Here is a 20006-nt window from a genome sequence, read left to right as displayed (position 1 = left end):
AAGCTACGATATGAAACGTCTAAAAAAATCACTACTTATAGTCCTGGGCATACTGCTGCTGTTAGTAGCAATAAACTTTGCATTGGAGCCCGTGGCATTGCACTATGCCAATAAAGCACTTGGAGATTTGAAAGGCTATAAAGGCAGCATTAAAGATGTCGACATCCATCTTTACCGGGGAGCCTACCGCATAGACACCCTTGTCATAGATAAAATGGAAAAAGGGAAAAGCCAGCCGTTTTTCAAGGCGGCAGGAATTGACATTTCCATTGAATGGAAATCACTATTCAAAGGGGCCATCGTCGGGGAGTTCTCAGTTGAGCAGCCAGTACTGAATTTTATAAAGCGGGGAAAAGAAGTGGATGCAGGAGGAAATAACGACTTTATTGAAACGGTAAAAAAATTATCACCGGTTAATATAAATTTTGTGGAGATACTGGACGGACAGGTGCATTACATAGATCTCACCTCCTCCCCTAAAATTGATATTGCCGCTACACAGGTTGCTGCAACTGCAAGGAATCTGCGCAATATTGAAGACAAAAGCAATAAACTGCCCTCGTCGCTTGAACTGACGGCCAGTACAAGCGGTAACGGCAAAATAAAAAGCAATGCAAAACTAAATGCACTGAAGGAAATACCCGATTTTGATTTTAACCTGGAACTAGAGCGGATGGACCTCACCTATTTAAAAGATTTCACCGACGCATATGCAGACTTTACCTTTAAGCGCGGACAGCTCTATGTCTCGACTGAACTTGCCATGGATGACGGAAATTACAATGGCTACGTGAAACCGGTAATGGAAAATATTAAAATAATTGATTTAACCCCCGATACCCCCAAAGAAAAGAAACGCCCTTTTTTCAAACGTCTCTGGGAAATTGTAGTGGGCACCGGCGCTGAAATAGTGACTAACCAGCCTAAGGACAGGCTTGCCACAAAAATTCCCCTAAAAGGAAATGTTAACGGCGGTGAAAAATTTACCTGGACTGCCATTGTCAATGTGCTACGGAATGGATTTATAAAAGCTTTTGATAAAGATGTGGAAGGCTCCATCGACTTTAACGACGCCAAATCCGGTAAAACGGAAAAAAAATAACAGCATGGCAAATTGCCAATTATATTTAAATATCTCGTATGGAAGAATTTTTGCATGACATTGCCAATCATATTGAGGGCTATTACAAAGGCCTTGTTGACATCACACCAAAATTGCTGCTGGCCATTGTCGTGGTTTTAATCTCCTGGTTTATTGCCTCAAGGGTCAGGGGTTTCGCAGACAGCAGACTCAAAACCAAAATGCACGACCCGCTTTTGGCTACTTTTATCGCTAATCTGATCAGAGCCGCTCTGATTATCATCGGGCTTCTTTTCATGTTCCGGGTTATTGGGCTGACAGGTGTTGCACAAAGCGTGCTTGCCGGCGCCGGGATATCTGCATTTATTATCGGTTTCGCCCTTAAGGACATCGGTGAGAATTTCCTGGCCGGTATGTTACTTGCCTTCAAAAGGCCTTTTGCGGTAGGGGATATTATAGAGAGCAATGGCGTTAAGGGAAAAATTGTAGCGCTGAACCTTCGTGATACACAGATTAAAAGCGACAGCAAGAATATTTATATTCCTAATGCCCTTTTGATAAAAAACACGCTGATCGATTTTAACAGCGGCGGCTTTCTTTTGCAGGACTTTACCATTGGACTGGACTACGGTTCGGATTATAGAAAGGCTATATCCCTTATTACCGAAGTTATGAAAGCGGACAGTGAAGTGGCCGAAAAGGGCTATAAAAATTCAGCGGTGGCTTCCGGTATTACGGGAAGCACAATTCAAATTAACATCCGCTACGGGTAAAAACAGATTTAACGGTCACCGATGGCAAACATCGCTCGGAGATTATTATTAAAGTAAGTGAAGCGCTGAAGCAAGCAGGATTTACCATCAAATAATAATGAAGCTATAAATCAAATATCATAATGTAAAACAATATGAAAATCATTAAAAAACTTCTTGCATTAATCGTTGTAGGTGCATCTTACAATGCAACAGGACAGCAAATTCAGACAGACCGGCCGAATGAAACCGAAGGTCCAAATGCAGTGCCTTTTCATCAGCTACAATTTGAAAACGGCTTTTCATTTGAAAAGAAAGACGGTGAGAAAACATTTGAAGTTCCCCAGACAGTTCTTCGATACGGCCTTTTAAAGAATACCGAGCTGCGCGTTGAAAGCTCACTTAAAATAACCGATCAGCAAAATGATAACTTATTTGGAATTGAACCAGTTATAGTGGGGATAAAGTACCACATACTGGATCATAAGAAAGTTATCCCGGACCTTGCAGTACTGGGCCGCGTTCGCATCCCATGGATGGCTGATAATGCCTACCAGGAGCCCAACTACAGTCCCGAGGTTCGATTGCTGGCCCAGCATGAATTATCCAAATCTTCTCATTTGGGATATAATGCAGGTGTACAGTGGCTGGCTGCTACTTCGCAGCCTGAGTATATTTACACGCTTTCAGCTGATTATGCATTTTCACAAAAAATTAAATTCGTAGTAGAAACCTATGGCTTCGCGCAGGCCCACCATCATGCCGATAATAGTGCGGATATTGCGCTACTGTACCTGGTAAATGGCGACATGCAGCTTGATGTAATTGCGGGCAATTCCATCATGAACGGTTCTTCTGATAAATTTGCAGAAATTGGACTTTCTTTCAAAATTTAGCGCAAGGTCCAGACGAAGCTTTTATTGAATACCAGACCTAAGCGTATAGAAATAAACTTCAAATTGCCCACCATTACGTTAAAGAATAATTGATACTTTCAGATTTAATTATAATGAATCTTATATTAATAATTAAGTTTATAAATATGATTTTAATATATCTACCAGTTGGTAATAGTCCGAAGGCTTAGTGATAAAACCTTCCGCACCCATTTTTTTGGCAGCATCTATAGTTTCCGGCTGGGATGAAGTTGATAAAATAATTATGGGTATTGATTGTGCGCCCGAGAGGCATTTGATTTCCTTTAAGAACTGAAAGCCATCCATCATGGGCATGTTGAGATCTAAAAAGATAGCATCCGGAATAATCGACATGTCCGATAGTTTTTCCAAAGCCCTGCGCGCATCAAAAAAAACATCAACACTGACATTGCTGCAAGCCTCAAGTGCTGCGGCGAAAAAGAATTCAGTATCGTCAGGGTCATTATCGATATGGAAAATATTTTTGAATTTCATATTACAAAGTTACTTAAAGCCTCTATTCAAAACAATTTTTTAAAGCGTAAAGTACATATTATATCTTGTACTAGTAACCAAAGCATTTTATTATTCAGTACACCTGAAAGTGCATCAGGTTAGAAATAAGCAGACAATTAGATAACGGTCAGCCAAAACCAAAAGGCGCCAGTTGAAAACAATTGGCGCCTGTTTATTTGTTACTCAAACTAGATTTCTCACCTTGAGAAAGTTTAAAAATAATATGCTAAAATACGTCAAGTTGGTTTGTTTATTTTTGGCAATAGAATATGTATTCAGACAAAAAATTAGACAAATTTTTCGTTTATCAACCAATAACCTAACAATATTTCGAAAACCAGAATAAAAAAGCAAATAAAGCAATTGGGAAATTCAATTAACCTGCTTCATTTTAAATCAGAAAATTCCTAACTGCCCTAAAAGAATCGTCCCTGCACTATAACAATGGAAAGATTTTATTCTGCCATTTTCGATTTTAAAAACATCACAACACGGAACCTCTATTTTTTTTCCAGTGGGCTCTATTACTCCTGATGAAAATTGCAGCGGTCCTTTATGAGTTCCATTTAACGATAATTCTACCACTACGGTATTTTGATCGTCCAAAACATATAGCTCATATAGTTCTCTGTGCATATCTGGAAAAGCTGCTGCATAAACATCTACTGTTTTTCCAATATCCTCGCCATAATACTTAGTTCCGGCAGAGACATCCCAAAAAATGACCGTCATCTGTAAAGAGTTCGACAAATGCATTGGCATCCTGGCTTTCTGCCACGCTGTAAAGTTTTCGAATTAATTTTTCGTTTTCTGAATTTGAATTTATTATTGAAGCTTTCATAATTGTTGATTTTTAATGTTTAGTATTTAAATATAAATTGACGTTTTTCATTAACAGTTCTGAATACAAAACCGTAAAGCGCCGCCGATAATTTTTATGTTTTGTTTTATTTTTTGCTGTCAACAAAAACATATAGTTTGACCGCTTTTCCATTTTCGAAGACAAAAAGATCCATTCCGGTAACGGCATCAGGTTTTTCAGCAGGGCCGTTCTGCCAGTAAAGTCTTGCTATATTGTGATTTACATCAACTGCTTTCACAGGCGAAAATCTGGATTTCAAACTTTTTTTCTGAAGACCATCCACAAATCCATTTATTTCTTTGTAGCCATTAGCAATAAAATGACTATCAACCATTTGGATGTTCTCAGCATACACTTTTTTCATTAAATCATCGCGCTTATTAAGATCTTTTTCATTCCAAATTGCAAGGTGCAATTCTACTAACGATTTGATTTCAGACTCAGAGAGCATATTTGAATTCGGTTTATCAGCCCCATTTTTTCCTGTGTCTTTAGGTGACCAAAGAATTGCTGAAGGATTATTCTTTTCGTAACCTTTTCCATTCTGATAAGAAACCAGTTCCATTTTAGAACCCCAAGGTGTTTCAAAATATACCCATGATTCTCCAGCCGTATCTCCAGATGGAGTTAAATATGGTTCTCCCAATATTTTTACGCCCTTAGATTTCAGATATTTTACGGATTCATTTATATCTGATGTATAAAAAGCAATATGTGAAGCTCCAATATCGTCTGAATTAGGATGTACTTTACTCCCTTTATTATCAGCATAGCTAAATACTTCAATACTTGCGCCTGTTCCGGCATTTATCATTTTTATAGTTACAGCTCCAGTGGCAGGATTTATATGATTCGCTTCTTTCCAGCTAGCGTCGAGCGGTATAGGTCCAAGTTGTGTTACGGGCTTAAAACCAAGTACATCACTGAAAAATGTTATTCCTTGATTTAAATCAGGTACATTAATTCCAACGTGATCGATTCCAATAATTCCTGCAGTATTTTGAGCCTCTGCCTTTTCTGAAGCCGAAAAGAAAAAAACGAGATTTAATAGAGCAACTGCAGAAGTTTGTATTTTTTGATTTGATTTATAATGTGTTTTCATGATTACTGTTTTTGATGTATTTATATATAATTTGATTTGATTTTTGATGTGAATTAATTACTGTAAGCTGCTAACCATTTTGCTTTGATGGCTGCACGAGCTTCTATAAATTCTTTGTCCGTGCCTTGAGCGATTGCATCTAGTGGAAAACGAAGCGGTCTGTCTCCTTTTTTCATACTTACCAATTCCAGAATTCCGTCCGCAATAGTCTGAGGATTCATTTCAAATTCAGCCTTTTTACCAAACAAGGCAGATCCTAATGCATTAAATTTTTCAGATGCGGCTTCTCCATACTGCTCTATAATTTCAGCTTTATCAGCATGAATACCAGCTTTAGAACCGTTATTCATTTCTGTCGGATAAACTCCAGGCTGAATACTTACGTTTTCAATTCCATAATCTTTTAGTTCATCTTGCAGACCTTCGGTAAAACTTTCAACCACAAGTTTTGATGCGATATACGGAATCATAAAAGGAAGTGTATGACCGCTTGCTCCAGTAGTAATATTGATAATAAGACCATTTTTTTCTTTTCTCATAGCAGGAAGCACTGCCTGATACATGCGAAGCACGCTGTAAACATTTACATCAAACATCCTGCGGACCTGATCAATTGAATATCCTTCCAGCAGACCGAAACCGCTTACTGCAGCATTATTGATAAGCACATCAATTTTTCCGTACTTAGTAAGCATTTTTTCTACAGCATTACTAACCGAAACATCATCTGTAATATCTATATCTACTACTTCAATGTTATCAATTGCAGTTAATTCTTTTGCCGCTGCTGCATTTTTATCTTTTGTATTTCGCATTCCTGCGATTACTGAATGCCCAGCATTTGCTAATGTTATAGCTGTAAGTTTACCAAATCCTGAACTTGTACCTGTAATGAAAATTGTTTTTGACATGATTTCTAATTTTATATGTTTATTAAGTTTGTCCCTTTTGAACATTACAAAGTTGCGACAACTCCAAAACCTGTACATTGATTAGAAATAAGTAAAAACTTGATATAGATCAAGTGTTCAGCATAGGGCATAAAAAAAGGAGCTTAAAGCTCCTTTCTATTAATTATTTCTTTGCCGTCTGTTTCCGTATACGGCTTAATGTTTCTGGTGTCATGCCGAGATAAGATGCAATCATGGTCTGTGGTATACGTGAAGCAAAACCTGGATATTTGTTGATAAAGTTTAAGTACTTTTCTTCTGCCGTAAAACTAAGCGATGCCTGAATTCGGTTTTGTGCTGCTATAAAGCTTTTTTGTAAAATTGCATTAACCATATTGTTAAAGGCTGGTATTTCCCTGCAAAGCATTTCAAAATTTTCATGGGTAAATAATATCAGTTCACTATCTTCAATTGCATCAATATTAAAACGTGATGGCTGCTGGAACATCAGGCTTTCTCTATCGCCTGTCCACCAATTTTCTATACTGAAACTATTTACATGTTCACTTCCTTTGTCATCCACAGAATAAGTCCGAAGACATCCCTGAGTGATAAATGCATCATATTTCCAAATATCCCCTTCCTGAAGTAGATACTGTCTTTTACGCAGTTTTTTTATAATGGCAAAGGATTTAATATAAGCAGATTCTGAATCTGTCAAAGTTGTTCTATCTTCTAGATATTTTTGGAATATTTCATACATACAAATGTAAAATTATGCAAAAGCTCTCTTATCGGCAAATTTATCCCAGCAGATTTAAAGGTAATTACATCAATAAAAAATTTACTTGTCGAGAAAACAACTACATAGCACTAAAACATATTGAGTAATGAAGTTTAAAGGCGGAATGGGAGGTAAAAGTTCAAATTCCTCTTTAGCCGTTAAATAGAAATAAGTTTAATACATTGGGCTTAAAGTTAATGCCAAATCACTTAGCAATACTCGTATTTAAAGTTCAGGAAACGAGGCTCTATTACCAATAATATGAAAAATTAGTACTTTGAGTTTTATGGCATAATCGTGGCACAAGCACTTTGGAGTGGATACCTTTTTTGCCCCAAAAGCTTAAGGCTGTTTTAATGATATTTTACGTCTCTAAAAAAATAGATTTTATAAAATATAACTTAGGGTGCAATTTTACACCCTTATCTATCTCTCTAATTTTCTTCACTAGAAGTATGGGCCGTAAAGGAGATTGTTGGAATAATGCTGTTGCAGAAAGTTTTTAAAAATCGCTAAAAACAGAATTAATTTATGGAAATAAACTAATTACTAAAGATCAAATGGAACTTGAATACATCAAAATTTGGCACAAGAAAAAAAGAAAGCACTCTGCTTTGAACTATAAAACTATTGAAGAATTTAATAAATTAACTAATTACAAAAATCTATCTTAACTTTTTCTCTACTTTTTATTTGCATATCCACATGCAAAAAGGAAAGAATGAAACTGTTGATGATGAGGATTTATATTATGTGAATATTCATCAAATTCCAATTAAGACTTCGTTAAAAACATTATTAAAGCAGTTGATTGCCTTTCTACTTCTTTGGATCATTCCGTTATTAATCATATCATTTTTTTTGTCGATAAGTTATTTTGGCAGAAGCATCCGCTGCTTTTACTGAATCTGCATTCTTAAAAATTAGTGGCTCTTATACTGTTATTCCCTATGTGGCCAATTTAGTAACAAATAAACTGGTGATAATTTTTTTCCATGAAAAGTTAAAACGGTTTAAAAATATTGGATCAGGTTTAAATTTGATACCTTTGTCAAGATCTTTCTCAATACAAATTTTCCAAAACATTACTTGTTCACAATTACAGCAGCCTTAATCCCCTCAAAAGTAATTTGAACAGGCTTAATATTTCCATTTTCGTAAAAATACATTTGATCTATACAAACTTCACGATGATTTCCGTTATCAGTGCTCAATGGTCTTCTGTGATAAACAATATACCATTTATCTGAATTTGGAATATGTATTACAGAATTATGTCCTGCTCCTCTTGCAACTTTATAATCTTGCTGTAAAATTTTAGCAATGCGTTTAAATGGTCCAATAGGTGAATCGGCAATTGCATAGGAAACACTGTAATCTGGACCGGTCCAGTCTCCTTCTGACCACATCAAATAATATTTGCTATTTCGCTTAAAAACACAAACTCCTTCAGTGTAATTTTGAGGTGTAATTTCTTTGAATGTTTGCCCATCATCAAATTTTTCAAGATGAAGAAAATCAGCACTTAATTTCACAATATTACAATGCCCCCAACCACCATAATATAAATAGTTTTGTCCGTTATCATCTTTAAAAATAAACTGATCGATCGGTTGCGCTCCGTTATGGAAACTATCAATGAGTGGTTTACCAATAGCATCTTTAAATGGTCCTTGCGGTTGGTTTGCAACTGCTACACCAATTCCGCCAATCTGGCTGTTAGACTGTATATCATTAGCACTAAAAAAAAGATAATATTTATTGTTAGAATGGATTATGGATGGCGCCCAAACAGAATAGGCAGCCCAGGAAACATTTTCTATGTCTAAGACATGCGAATGTTTCTTCCAGGTAACTAAATCTTTAGAAGAAAAAGCATTTAAAAAAGTCTGTTTTAAGTATTGCTCATTTATTGTGTTTTTCTGAATTTCTTTTTGTTTCTCTGAAATCTTTTTTGAAATGTCTGGAACTCGAAAATCGTCAGAATAAGTTGGGTAAATCCAGTATTCATTCCCAAAAATCACGGCCTCCGGGTCAGCGTACCATCCTTCAAAAACAGGATTGTTATTTTTTATATTTTCAGTGGTTTTATTTCCAATATTTTGGGATCTGCAAGAGAACTGCAATCCAATGACTATTGACAACAATAATAATTTCTTTTTCATTTTTTCTTTATGTTTAAACTTTCAAATAATACATGAGAAGTTTTTGAAGTTTTTTAATGGTTAATTTACCGTTTTACTATTTCACTTTGTAAAAAACTGTAGTCAATTTAATCATTACTAAATCTATTTTTATCTTCAAATTAAGGTCGAAATAATTTTTGCATTGTAATTTTTGAAAGTGAAGATTCCCGAATGATTAACTTGGTTTTAAACACAATATTTTCAGACATTTCATTTTCTTCGTTCTGGTTCACTAATCGTAACATTGAGTCTATTAATTTAGCTCCAATCGCTTCTAATGGCTGAGAAATTGCTGTAATAGAGGGATTGTAAATCTCGAAAATCTCGTTGTCATCAAAATTTACAATTCCTAACTCATAAAATAATTTGGGATTAGTCTCTTTAAAAACTTCAAATCCTGCTTTTGCTAAATAATTTGTCGCAAAAAAGACCGCATCTAATTCCACTTTATTATCTATAAATTCTTTTATATTCTTTTTTGTATTCGTTTTCCCTATTTCTTCGAATGGTAATTTAAGTAAATGTTCTTTTAGATTTTTTAAATTAATTGCATTTTGATATCCCTGCAAACGATTTTGCATTTGAGTTTGTTCAGAATCAGTGGTTATAAAAGCTATGTTTTTATAATCATTGGCAATTAAATGGCTCGTTGCATCAAAAGATGATTGCTGATTATCGATAATTACACTATTGCATTTGAGATCTGAGAAATAACGATCAAGAAGTATAACGGGATGCTTTTCTTTAATCAAATCTTCGATTACATTTTTTATTCCCGGCGAAGGAACAATAATAAAACCATCTACATTTCTATTTTTAAACAGCTCAATTAACTCAGTAGATTTGTCATCTTTATTTTCAGTACTGCAGAAAACAAGCTTATAGCCATTTTGATACGCAGCATATTCAATAATTTTAGCCAGTTTTGCAAAAAAATGATTAGAAATATCCTCCACCATAAAAACTAATATCTTTGATTTTCCAGTTCTGAGACTTTGGGCGATCTGATTGGGTTTATAACCTATTTTGAAAGCATAATCTATTATTTCTTTGGTAAGCTTTTTTGATATGTGTTTTTCTTCTGATTTTCCGTTGAGAACGAACGAAACTGTTGTTATTGAGGTTTTTAAATCCTGAGCAATATCCTTTATTGAAACATTTTTCTTAATCATTACTTTAGGATTAAATTAAACTAATTAAATATATTGATTGATTATATTTTCAAACAATTCCTGTTTACCACTTTGCAAAGTCAATTCTCCGTTTTCATGAGCGATATTGTAAAGATCATTTAAGTTTAATTTTCCGTCTTCAAAATCCTTTCCTTTTCCAGAATCAAAAGAACTGTATCTTATTGTTCTTAATTTTTCGTAAGATGATGAAGTAATTATTTTATCCGCCGTCAATAACGCTCTTGCAAAAGTATCGGCGCCACCAATATGAGCAAAAAAAACATCTTCAAGATCAGTAGAATTTCTTCTGATTTTGGCATCAAAATTTACGCCTCCACCTTGCAATCCTCCGGCTTTTAAGAATACCAACATCGCTTCTGTAGTTTCCTGAATGTTGTTTGGAAATTGGTCTGTATCCCAACCGTTTTGATAATCTCCTCTGTTCGCATCAATACTTCCTAACATTCCGGCTTTTGCAGCAACTTCAATTTCATGTTGAAAAGTATGTTGTGCTAATGTCGCGTGATTTACTTCAATATTGATTTTGAAATCTTTATCTAAACCGTATTCACGTAAAAAACCTATTGCAGTTGCAGAATCAAAATCGTACTGGTGTTTAGAAGGTTCCATTGGTTTTGGCTCGATGAAGAATGTCCCCTTAAAACCTTGCGCTCTTGCGTAATCTCTTGACATAGTTAGGAATTGCGCCATGTGATCCATTTCTCTTCCCATATCGGTATTCAAAAGTGACATATATCCTTCTCTTCCGCCCCAGAAAACATAATTTTCTCCATCTAAAGCGATCGTTGCATCAAGTGCTAATTTTACTTGTCCCCCCGCCCTTGCCACAACATTAAAGTCTGGATTTGTGGCTGCTCCGTTCATAAATCTTGGGTTGGAGAAACAGTTTGAAGTTCCCCAAAGTAATTTAATTCCAGACTCTGCTTTTTTCTGTTTTAAATATTCAGTAATCGCTGAAAGACGTTTCTCAGATTCTGCGAAAGTTGGCCCTTCGGCAATTAAATCGTAATCGTGAAAACAAAAGTAATCAAATCCCATTTTGCTGATAAATTCGAAAGCGGCATCGGTTTTGTCTTTTGCTGCCTGAATTATATCTGAAGACTTATCCCAGGCAAAGTTTTGTGTTCCTGTTCCAAACGGATCGCTTCCTTGTCCGCAGAAAGTATGCCAGTACGCAATGGCGAATCTAAAGTGTTCGTGCATCGTTTTCCCTGCCACAATCTGCTCCGGATTGTAATACTTAAAGGCCAACGGATTGTCGGATTCTTTTCCTTCAAATTTAATTTGACCAATACCTTTGTAGTATTCTTTATTTCCTAAAACTACCATTTTACTTTATTTTTGATTTAATATTGTAGCTAATTCTTTTTTCCATTTTTGATACGCTGTCTGATACGGTTCTTTATTTCGCAGTGGAGAAAACGTCATCACATGATCATTTTTTGAAATATCAGACCAAATTTTTCAAATCGCCATCTACTAATCCGACTGCTCTTGCGGCGCCCACTGCACCTGTTTCATTCAAAACAATTACTTTTTTTCCTGTTTCTGCCTCAACCAAAGCAACTTTGTCTGAAGAACTCCCAATATCATATCCTATACATCTTCTATCCTAATTCTTTTTTATTGAATATTTCTTTATCAATATTTTACGTCATTAAATATTTAAAACTTGCTGTAATTATTTCTCATTTTACCTTATAAATGAAAGAGTTTGCTATTAAACAAACTCTTAATCATTTAATAAGAATTAAAAATCAACCTTAATTGCGAATAATTAATTTTTGAGAAGTAATTGTGTTACCACTACTAATAGCTACAATGTAAATGCCATCACTTAATTTTGATGTATCTATATTATTTTCTCCAGCTGAAATTTTGTTGGAAATTTTAATATTTCCGGAAACATCAATTATTTCAACGCTTACTTTTTCACTTATTATACTTGGAATACTCACTGTTAACTGATTAGCTGCCGGATTGGGATAAATACTAATCTTATTTTGTTGTTCCTCTTTCTCGGCAACACCCAAACTTTGGCTCATTTTTGATGTTGATGAAACCGCTTCCAATTTCCATTGTTGGCAAGAAGCAGTATTCCAAGTCCATTGCCTTACTTCTGCACCATTAGTCGTTAATGCATCTCGAACTTCTAAAGCAAGTCCGCTTGAGCGTGAAATAATTCTGTAATAACCGCTATCTGTTGGTTCAATGCTCCATTGCTCACAAACGCCGCCAACCCACGGCCATTGCTGAATCAGCGCACCAGCTGAATTAGAACATCCCACAATATCCAGTGTTTTATCACTATGTTGTGCCGTTAATTTATAATAACCACTGTCGGTAGATTCGACTTTCCATTTTTGACAAGCACTATTCAGCCACGACCATTGTTGTGCTAATGCACCGTCAGCAGTATTGCAGCCTCCAATTTCTAAAACCTGATTGCTGTTTCTGTTCACCAAACGATAGGTTTGTCCGGAAGCAATTCCGTTTCCTCCGCTAAGATGTGTAAAAATAAAACCATTGGTATTAAAACCTGGCTGATCTATTGCAAAACGCATTACGTAAGTTCCGCTGTTTAAATAAACTTCTTTATGAACCCATTGCCAATTTTGCCATCCTCCTGTGTTTGGAGCAACCAAAGAACCCGTTACATTTTGTCCGTTAAATTCTAAATGAAAACTTCCACCTCCTGCAGATGCCACTCTTGCATCAATTGCATAAGTCCCACTTTGAGTAACGTTTACGGTATATTCTGTCCATTCTCCGATATCCGAAAAACATAAATTATAATAGCCTTCGGTGCTGTTTTCAATATCTACACCTTCATTACGATATGCTCCAGTTATATTTTGCGGATTAGTATCATGATAAGCTACACCTTCTCCTCCATTATCAAAATTTTCAGCTTCCACAATTCCGGGAAGATTGATAACTCCTGCATAAGGTGTTTGAATACCGCCTCCGCTAAAGTTTCTCCAATCGGGAAGTTCATCCAATGTAATGACATCATTATCCAAAAACATTTTTTGCACAACGCTCGTTGGTTGCCCTGTTAAATAAGTCCCAGGCCAGTTGGCATACCAAGACCACCAAGTTCCAAAAGCTCTAACTTTATCAGGATCCGGAAGATTTCCGGTTTCTGAAAGTGACAACATTTTATTGATTCCGTTAGTTTGCATAAAAGATTGTGTTCCATCCCAATCAACGCTCATACTTGCTCCGGCATTTCCATAAATATCAAGACTAAATATATCCACATAACTATTTCCCGGATACCAGGCTGCATCTGCTGTACCTGTATAAACCCAAATTAAATTATGAAGACCATGATAATTTACTAATCTGTTGTACATAATCTGCCATAATTCTTTGAATGGTCCGGGACCTTTAGCTCCCCACCAAAACCAACCGCCGCTTGCCTCATGTAACGGTCTGAAAAGTACCGGAATATTGGCATTGGCATATTTTTGAAGCTGCACTGCAATAGCATCAATATCGCGAAGCAGTAAAGCATAACGTGTACCATTTTTATCAGCTAAAACAGCCTGAATATCAAAAGTTGTGGCATCTGTATAAAAACCTCTCCACCATTCTTTAGTAGGCTGATCTATTAAATCTGTTGGCGGATTCCAATGCCAGACCAAGCTAATCATTCCTCTGTTTGCTCCTTTTGTCGCCCACGCAATATTGGCTTCTGAACTTGACGGCGTGTATCCGCTTTTTTCTATTCTTGAAGGCGAATAATCCATTAAATCAAAACCTGCGACTGCCGGCTCTTTTCCTGTTGTATTAATAATATATTGAATATCATCCTGCTGTCCTGAAAGTACTTTATTTCCGTAAAGACTTTTCATATAATTATAAAGTGATTTTGTAGCTGCCGTTGCATTTGCATCTGCAAGGCTTGCTGCGGGTGCAATTGGCGGATTTACCGAAGCTGGTACCAGCGTCAAATTATCAATATCAAAATAACCCCAACCCATAAAAACTTTAATAGTGTTTGAACCTGCAGTCAGAAAATATTTTCCTGCTGAAGAAGTGCTCCATCCCGTACTTTGTAAAAATGTAGGTTGCGCATTTTCATTATTAACCTGTAGATCATAATTCTTTGCTGAAAAGGGAGAAGCATATCGAAATCTAATTTCGTACAATCCGGCAGATGGAAGATTAAATGTCCAGGAAACATTATCGCCTCCGTTGTCAAAACTTCCTACATATCCTGTTCCGGAATATCCTGCGGTGGAATTTAAAAATTGCGTTCCAAACAGGTTTCCAGTTTCTGCTTCTATCACTATATCTGCTCTGGAACTGAGTCCTGTGAGCAGAAAAATGCTTAAAAAATAATAGTAGATTTTTTTCATAAATTTTGGTTTAAATAGTTAATTAGTAAAGTAATAGTGTGGTTTTATTTTTTAATGATAAGCTTCTTCGTCATTGTTTTTTCTTCGCTTTTGATTTTAACAACATAAATTCCTGAACTTAAATTTGATGTATCAACATTGATCTGACCGCCTTTGATATTATTTTTTGACTGAACAATTTTTCCGGACATATCCACAATTTGAATCGTTACATTCTCTTCATCATTCTGGGAAAACAAAACCTGAACCTGATTTACTGCGGGATTAGGAAAAAGCAATACATCAGAAATCATTTTTTCATTTTCTGAAAGCCTTAAATTTTGAGTCAATTTTGCTGTAGAGCTAACGGGTTCTAATTTCCATTGCTGGCAGGAAGCAGTGTTCCAAGTCCATTGTCTTACTTCTGCTCCATTTGTAGTTAAGGCATCGCGAACCTCTAAGGCAAGTCCGCTTGCACGGGAAATAATCCTGTAAAATCCATTATCCGTTGGTTCAATACTCCATTGTTCACAGACACCATCAACCCACGGCCATTGCCGAATCAATGCTCCTGCTGAATTAGAGCATCCAACAATATCTAATGTTTTATTGCTGTGTTGCGCCGTTAGTTTATAATAACCGCTATCAGTAGCTTCTACTTTCCATTTTTGACAAGCGCTATTTAGCCATGGCCATTGTTGCGCTACTGCCCCATCTGCTGTATTGCAACCTCCAATTTCTAAAACCTGATTGCTGTTTCGGTTTACTAAACGATAAGTTTGTCCGGAGGTAATTGCATTATTATTATTCAGAAAAGTAAAAACAAATCCGTTGGTATTAAAGCCTGGCTGATCAATGGCAAAACGCATCACATAAGTTCCACTGTTTAAGTACACTTCTTTATGAACCCATTGCCAATTTTGCCAGCCTCCAGTATTAGGTGCAGCTAGAGAACCTGTTACATTTTGTCCATTAAATTCCAAATGAAAATTTCCTCCCGCCATTGAAGCAACTCTGGTATCAATAGCATAATTACCGCTTTGGGTAACATTTACGGTATATTCTGTCCATTCTCCCGTATCCGAAAAACATAAATTATAAAACCCTTCAGTACTTGATTCAATGTCTACACCTTCATTACGATAGGCACCGGTTATATTTTGCGGATTTGTGTCGTGATACGCTATTCCTTCTCCACCATTATCATAGTTTTCTGCTTCAACAATTCCGGGCAAATTGATTACACCGGCATAAGGTGTCTGATTTAAAGAAATTCCTTTAAATTCTGCGATTTTAGTTTTCATTAAATCATAATAATAAGAACCATGTCCGCCTGTCATAGGCTCGATATCAGAACTGTATTCCTGCAGCCACTGATCTACAAAATGTGGCGAAGATTGTGTCCCCCAGTTTCCTGTAATCCATTCGTTCCAGGAATGAATAAAAGCAAACTTTACATTTGCATTTTTTGCAGCATCCATATATTTTACAAAATAATCTCCATTAACTCTGCCTTTTGCTCCTGCGGAAGGATTGATTCCATCTGTCGTCATATAAGTAGCCTGTGTTGCAACAGGGACAGACATTTGTTCCGGTTGCCCGTTATAGTAAAATGGCGGTGGCGGTACATCTGAATTTACTTTAAACTGCCAGTAACTTCCTGTATTATCCAAGCCCCAACAGTGTCTGGCAGTGTAATTTGCATATTTACCATTTGTAGGAACGGCTGGTTGTCCCGGATCTCCTTGTGGAAGATTCATATTGGGCATAGCGGTCAACAATAATTTCTTTCCCAAATAATTGTAAAACATATCTTGACGATAGACATTAAAATAGGTATTCTCTACAATATCTAAAGCGATTTCGTCTTTAACAAAAAATACAATTTTAGGAACCGGTAACCCCGCATTCATTCTTTCCTGCCATCTTTTGCACAATGCTTTTGTGGCAGAAATATAAGACGGTCCGTCAGGAAAATCTAAAGCACCATTTGTAAAATCCAGCACAATAAAATCAATTGAAGCTTGTGTGATTAAATCAGCATGATAATCCAATAATCCATTGTTGGTTTGATTTGGATCTCCATTAAAATAAAAAACATAATTATTTTTGATAGTCCCGTCTCCATGCGTACTGGCATACAAAGGCTTTCCCCAAAAATTAATTACTCCCGGCGGACTGTAAGGCGGTGACTGTTGCTGCATAATCCAGGAATCTCCCGTTGGAGATAATATTTGAGGCTGGTACAAATAATGTCCAAAATTGGAAAAATAAAATATTCCAACCTGTTTCTGAGCACTTATTTTTACTACCGTAAGAAAAATTAGCATTATTGTAATTGCTGTTTTGAAAGTATTTATTCTAGTCATATTCTTCTGTTTTTTCAAAAACACTATTTTTTCACCACAAGCTTTTTATTAGTTATAGTTGTTCCATTCGAAATTGAAACAATATAAATGCCTGCATTTAGTTTTGAAATGTCCAATGAAGTTTCACCATCTGTCACACCTTTTATAGAAATCTGAGTATTCCCAAGTAAATCTGTGATTTGAATAGTCGCAAATTCTCCCTCATTTTGAGGAAATAACAATTTTACTTTATCGTTAGCCGGATTAGGATATAAACGGACCGTTTCAGCACTATCTTCAACCGCGGTAAGTTCTTCTGTTTTTAAACTTGATTTAGCAGTGGAACTGATCGGTTCTAATTTCCATTGCTGGCAAGCTGCAGTGTTCCACGACCATTGTCTTACTTCTGCTCCATTTGTAGTTAAGGCATCACGAACTTCTAAAGCAAGTCCGCTTGCACGGGAAATAATTCGGTAAAAACCGTTATCTGTTGGCTCAATACTCCACTGTTCACAATCACCTCCGACCCAAGGCCATTGCTGAATTCCTGCTCCAATATCATTTGAACAACCCACAATATCCAAGGTTTTATTACTGTGTTGCGCTGTTAATTTGTAATAACCACTATCAGTAGTTTCTACCTTCCATTTTTGGCAGACACTGTTCAACCAAGGCCATTGCTGTGCTCTTGCGCCGTCAGCCGTATTACAACCGCCAATTTCTAAAACCTGATTGCTGTTTCGGTTTACTAATCGATACGTTTGTCCGGAAGCTATTCCGTTTCCTCCTCCAAGATTAGTAAAGACAAATCCGTTTGTATTGAAGCCTGGTTGATCGATTGCAAAACGCATTACATAACTACCGCTGTTTAAATACACCTCTTTATGAACCCATTGCCAGTTCTGCCAGCCTCCAGTATTTGGAGCAACAAGAGAACCTGTTACATTTTGTCCATTAAATTCTAAATGAAAATTTCCACCAGCCATTGAAGCAACTCTGGCATCTATCGCATAATTCCTACTTTGAGTTACATTGACAGTATATTCAGTCCATTCTCCAGTATCAGAAAAACATAAATTATAATAACCTTCAGAACTGGACTCAATGTCTACACCTTCGTTACGATATGCGCCTGTTATATTTTGTAGATTGGTATCGTGATAAGCAACTCCTTCTCCTCCATTATCAAAATTTTCAGCTTCGACAATTCCAGGTATAGACCATGGCGAACCCAAATAAGGCGATTGAATTCCTCCCTGACCTAAAATCCAGGATTCACGGACTCTTACTATTCCTGTTGGATCTTGTGGATTCCAAAAGGCCTCCAGCATAATTTTTTTATTTCCCGCAGATTGGCTTATGTCACATCTTATAGAAATAGATGCTCCGGGCTGTAGTAAAGGTGTATAAACCCATCCTTCTTTGCTTTTGACAAAATTCGAAATATCATTATTAGCACTATCAAACCAATGTGTTACAATTACTTCATCTCCTTCTTCTACAGCTGCAAGTGCCGGCATACAAGCTACATCACCAGTATTTTTTAATACAAAGGTTCTTGAATTTCCATTTGGAGTACTTGAAAGTTCAAGCGTTTCCAGCGTGCCATTTACATCTTTAATTCCTTTAAGATATTTGATTGCATTTTTTGCTATTCCTGTAAAAGAATTATCATCCGATTCTGGTGTTACTTTATCTGGAAAACCTCTTTGTGGAGTTCCTCCAAAATACCAGCTTTCCATCAAAAAACTATCTGGTCTGTGCCCTTCTCTTTGTTGCAGATAAATACTTTTCATCGATCCTGCCGCAAATTGACGATTCCATTCCGCAGGATTGCTCATTAAATCTCCACCCGGATCGTCGTTACAAACTGCTATATGGCGATTTCCATTATCATGCAACCATTGTTCATAATTTCGCTGTTTTTCTCTTGCCACAAATCCCAACGTTCCCGGATTTCCGGACGTCGTTAATTTGTCTTCTCCCCAAACCATTGTGTACCAAGGAAAATCGGAGAAGAAAGCCCAATTTTTATGATCGGGTAACGTTTTTGATTTCGCGCTCATATTCTCCATAACCATCGCCATATTAAAATTATAAGCACGACCGTTTAAGGTAAAATGATCTACTTCAGTATCTGGATTTAAGGAAGGATAATTATTCCATCCCCACCAAACCGGCGATTGTGTGAGAGCATGTTTAATGTGTGGAAAAACAATGTTGTCTTTTTTATAATATTCAATCCACTGTGTCGTCATAAGATCAACACATTGTTGTTCATTTAATGTTGGATAAGCTGTGGCAAAATCTCTCCAATTGGGTTGAAAATCATGTGTAATTTCACTTAAAATCAGCCCTGTACTATTGTATCGGTTTATGATCCATCCATCTGCTCCGGCACCCCAGGCAATGTGTTGCCATTGTAGCCAACCAGCATCTGTTCCTGTTCCTCCTCCAAGCTCAGCCATAAATTTTGTGCCGAACGGAGCGGATTGTTGAATTACATTTTGCATTAATCCATTATTTTCAGTTCCCCAAGCCGAGGCATGAAAAAAGTAACCATCTGCATATTTTTTAACCATATTCCATTGGTCAGGAAAATCGGCTAATTGTTGATTGGCTCCCAAACCTCCCCACCATATTTCTGCCGGATTAGGACGAGGACGAACAACGGGTTCTCCGGAAGTATTTATAATTAAATTAATACTTGCAGACGCTTGGTTGTTACTGCTATTGACACCATACACTTTTATTTGATTTGTGCCTGCTGCTAAATGTCTTGCTATAAAAAACCAATTTGGAGCTTGCTTGAAAGCACCTAAATCGATCATCTTCCCATTTTCAGAAAAGACTTCATACCACATAGGCTTTTCAACGCCCGAAGAAGTTCCTTCAACACGAATGTAATTATTCGTAACTACACCTGCTGGAGTTGATATTTGTACTAACTGTGCCCAATTGTTGTTTAGAAAAAATAAATGTAACACCAGCAAGAAAAAGAATATTTTGGTTGATTTTTTCATAATGCG

The 20006-nt window shown here is 36.5% G+C and carries 15 protein-coding genes; 3 read left to right on the top strand and 12 right to left on the bottom strand.

All coding sequences use genetic code 11. The features are described from left to right. Window positions 1-10 precede the first annotated feature (10 nt). The 3 genes from EV144_RS21025 (at window position 11) to EV144_RS21015 (ending at window position 2729) form a co-directional block, all read left to right on the top strand. Window positions 11-1102, top strand: a complete 1092-nt coding sequence (locus tag EV144_RS21025) for a DUF748 domain-containing protein (protein ID WP_134151107.1) — start codon at window positions 11-13, stop codon at window positions 1100-1102. Window positions 1103-1140: 38 nt separating this feature from the next. Then, window positions 1141-1854, top strand: a complete 714-nt coding sequence (locus EV144_RS21020; protein WP_243854722.1) for a mechanosensitive ion channel family protein — start codon at window positions 1141-1143, stop codon at window positions 1852-1854. A gap of 134 nt (window positions 1855-1988) precedes the next feature. Next, a complete protein-coding gene (locus tag EV144_RS21015; RefSeq protein WP_134151106.1) occupies window positions 1989-2729 on the top strand; it encodes a transporter in 741 nt (246 codons plus the stop codon). Window positions 2730-2867: 138 nt separating this feature from the next. On the opposite strand, the gene EV144_RS21010 is transcribed toward EV144_RS21015, so the two are convergent. The 12 genes from EV144_RS21010 to EV144_RS20960 form a co-directional block, all read right to left on the bottom strand. Then, window positions 2868-3245: a response regulator gene (locus EV144_RS21010; RefSeq protein ID WP_134151105.1), complete on the bottom strand. Its 378-nt coding sequence runs from the start codon at window positions 3243-3245 to the stop codon at window positions 2868-2870. A 417-nt stretch (window positions 3246-3662) separates the two neighbouring features. Next, complete coding sequence (locus EV144_RS21005; RefSeq protein ID WP_208326873.1) at window positions 3663-3998, bottom strand: ester cyclase; 336 nt, start codon at window positions 3996-3998, stop codon at window positions 3663-3665. Further along, window positions 3961-4107, bottom strand: a complete 147-nt coding sequence (locus tag EV144_RS24290) for a hypothetical protein (protein ID WP_208326872.1) — start codon at window positions 4105-4107, stop codon at window positions 3961-3963. Before EV144_RS24290 ends, EV144_RS21005 begins: the two co-directional genes overlap by 38 nt. Window positions 4108-4213: 106 nt before the next feature. Further along, the gene (locus tag EV144_RS21000) at window positions 4214-5230 is read right to left on the bottom strand and encodes a VOC family protein (protein ID WP_134151104.1); all 1017 of its coding nucleotides are present in this window, start codon (window positions 5228-5230) and stop codon (window positions 4214-4216) included. 53 nt (window positions 5231-5283) lie between these two features. After that, the gene (locus EV144_RS20995) at window positions 5284-6141 is read right to left on the bottom strand and encodes an SDR family oxidoreductase (RefSeq protein ID WP_134151103.1); all 858 of its coding nucleotides are present in this window, start codon (window positions 6139-6141) and stop codon (window positions 5284-5286) included. A gap of 163 nt (window positions 6142-6304) precedes the next feature. Then, on the bottom strand, window positions 6305-6883 hold the full coding sequence (locus EV144_RS20990) for a Crp/Fnr family transcriptional regulator (RefSeq protein ID WP_134151102.1): 579 nt from the start codon (window positions 6881-6883) through the stop codon (window positions 6305-6307). Between the two features lie 1106 nt (window positions 6884-7989). Next, a complete protein-coding gene (locus tag EV144_RS20985) occupies window positions 7990-9069 on the bottom strand; it encodes a glycoside hydrolase family 43 protein (RefSeq protein WP_134151101.1) in 1080 nt (359 codons plus the stop codon). A 140-nt stretch (window positions 9070-9209) separates the two neighbouring features. Further along, window positions 9210-10262 carry a LacI family DNA-binding transcriptional regulator gene (locus EV144_RS20980; RefSeq protein ID WP_134151100.1) on the bottom strand — a complete coding sequence of 351 codons (1053 nt, stop codon included), beginning with the start codon at window positions 10260-10262 and terminating at the stop codon, window positions 9210-9212. Between the two features lie 24 nt (window positions 10263-10286). Beyond that, window positions 10287-11612 carry a xylose isomerase gene (xylA, locus tag EV144_RS20975; protein WP_134151099.1) on the bottom strand — a complete coding sequence of 442 codons (1326 nt, stop codon included), beginning with the start codon at window positions 11610-11612 and terminating at the stop codon, window positions 10287-10289. A 434-nt stretch (window positions 11613-12046) separates the two neighbouring features. Beyond that, the gene (locus EV144_RS20970) at window positions 12047-14650 is read right to left on the bottom strand and encodes a glycosyl hydrolase (protein WP_134151098.1); all 2604 of its coding nucleotides are present in this window, start codon (window positions 14648-14650) and stop codon (window positions 12047-12049) included. Window positions 14651-14694: 44 nt separating this feature from the next. Then, window positions 14695-16998: an RICIN domain-containing protein gene (locus EV144_RS20965; protein ID WP_134151097.1), complete on the bottom strand. Its 2304-nt coding sequence runs from the start codon at window positions 16996-16998 to the stop codon at window positions 14695-14697. A 23-nt stretch (window positions 16999-17021) separates the two neighbouring features. Then, entirely contained in the window at window positions 17022-20000 is a 2979-nt protein-coding gene (locus EV144_RS20960) for an RICIN domain-containing protein (RefSeq protein ID WP_134151096.1), read from the bottom strand. Between the last annotated feature and the right edge of the window lie 6 nt (window positions 20001-20006).

The sequence above is a fragment of the Flavobacterium sp. 270 genome, from assembly GCF_004368785.1.
Classification (GTDB): Bacteria; Bacteroidota; Bacteroidia; order Flavobacteriales; family Flavobacteriaceae; genus Flavobacterium.
This window is presented reverse-complemented; position numbering and strand designations above follow the sequence as displayed.

Bases quoted from the DNA above. Each gene is read 5' to 3' on its own strand.
- EV144_RS21025 (WP_134151107.1), top strand. From the start codon at position 11: ATGAAACGTCTAAAAAAATCACTACTTATAGTCCTGGGCATACTGCTG.
- EV144_RS21020 (WP_243854722.1), top strand. From the start codon at position 1,141: ATGGAAGAATTTTTGCATGACATTGCCAATCATATTGAGGGCTATTAC.
- EV144_RS21015 (WP_134151106.1), top strand. From the start codon at position 1,989: ATGAAAATCATTAAAAAACTTCTTGCATTAATCGTTGTAGGTGCATCT.
- EV144_RS21010 (WP_134151105.1), bottom strand. From the start codon at position 3,245: ATGAAATTCAAAAATATTTTCCATATCGATAATGACCCTGACGATACT.
- EV144_RS21005 (WP_208326873.1), bottom strand. From the start codon at position 3,998: ATGACGGTCATTTTTTGGGATGTCTCTGCCGGAACTAAGTATTATGGC.
- EV144_RS24290 (WP_208326872.1), bottom strand. From the start codon at position 4,107: ATGAAAGCTTCAATAATAAATTCAAATTCAGAAAACGAAAAATTAATT.
- EV144_RS21000 (WP_134151104.1), bottom strand. From the start codon at position 5,230: ATGAAAACACATTATAAATCAAATCAAAAAATACAAACTTCTGCAGTT.
- EV144_RS20995 (WP_134151103.1), bottom strand. From the start codon at position 6,141: ATGTCAAAAACAATTTTCATTACAGGTACAAGTTCAGGATTTGGTAAA.
- EV144_RS20990 (WP_134151102.1), bottom strand. From the start codon at position 6,883: ATGTATGAAATATTCCAAAAATATCTAGAAGATAGAACAACTTTGACA.
- EV144_RS20985 (WP_134151101.1), bottom strand. From the start codon at position 9,069: ATGAAAAAGAAATTATTATTGTTGTCAATAGTCATTGGATTGCAGTTC.
- EV144_RS20980 (WP_134151100.1), bottom strand. From the start codon at position 10,262: ATGATTAAGAAAAATGTTTCAATAAAGGATATTGCTCAGGATTTAAAA.
- xylA (WP_134151099.1), bottom strand. From the start codon at position 11,612: ATGGTAGTTTTAGGAAATAAAGAATACTACAAAGGTATTGGTCAAATT.
- EV144_RS20970 (WP_134151098.1), bottom strand. From the start codon at position 14,650: ATGAAAAAAATCTACTATTATTTTTTAAGCATTTTTCTGCTCACAGGA.
- EV144_RS20965 (WP_134151097.1), bottom strand. From the start codon at position 16,998: ATGACTAGAATAAATACTTTCAAAACAGCAATTACAATAATGCTAATT.
- EV144_RS20960 (WP_134151096.1), bottom strand. From the start codon at position 20,000: ATGAAAAAATCAACCAAAATATTCTTTTTCTTGCTGGTGTTACATTTA.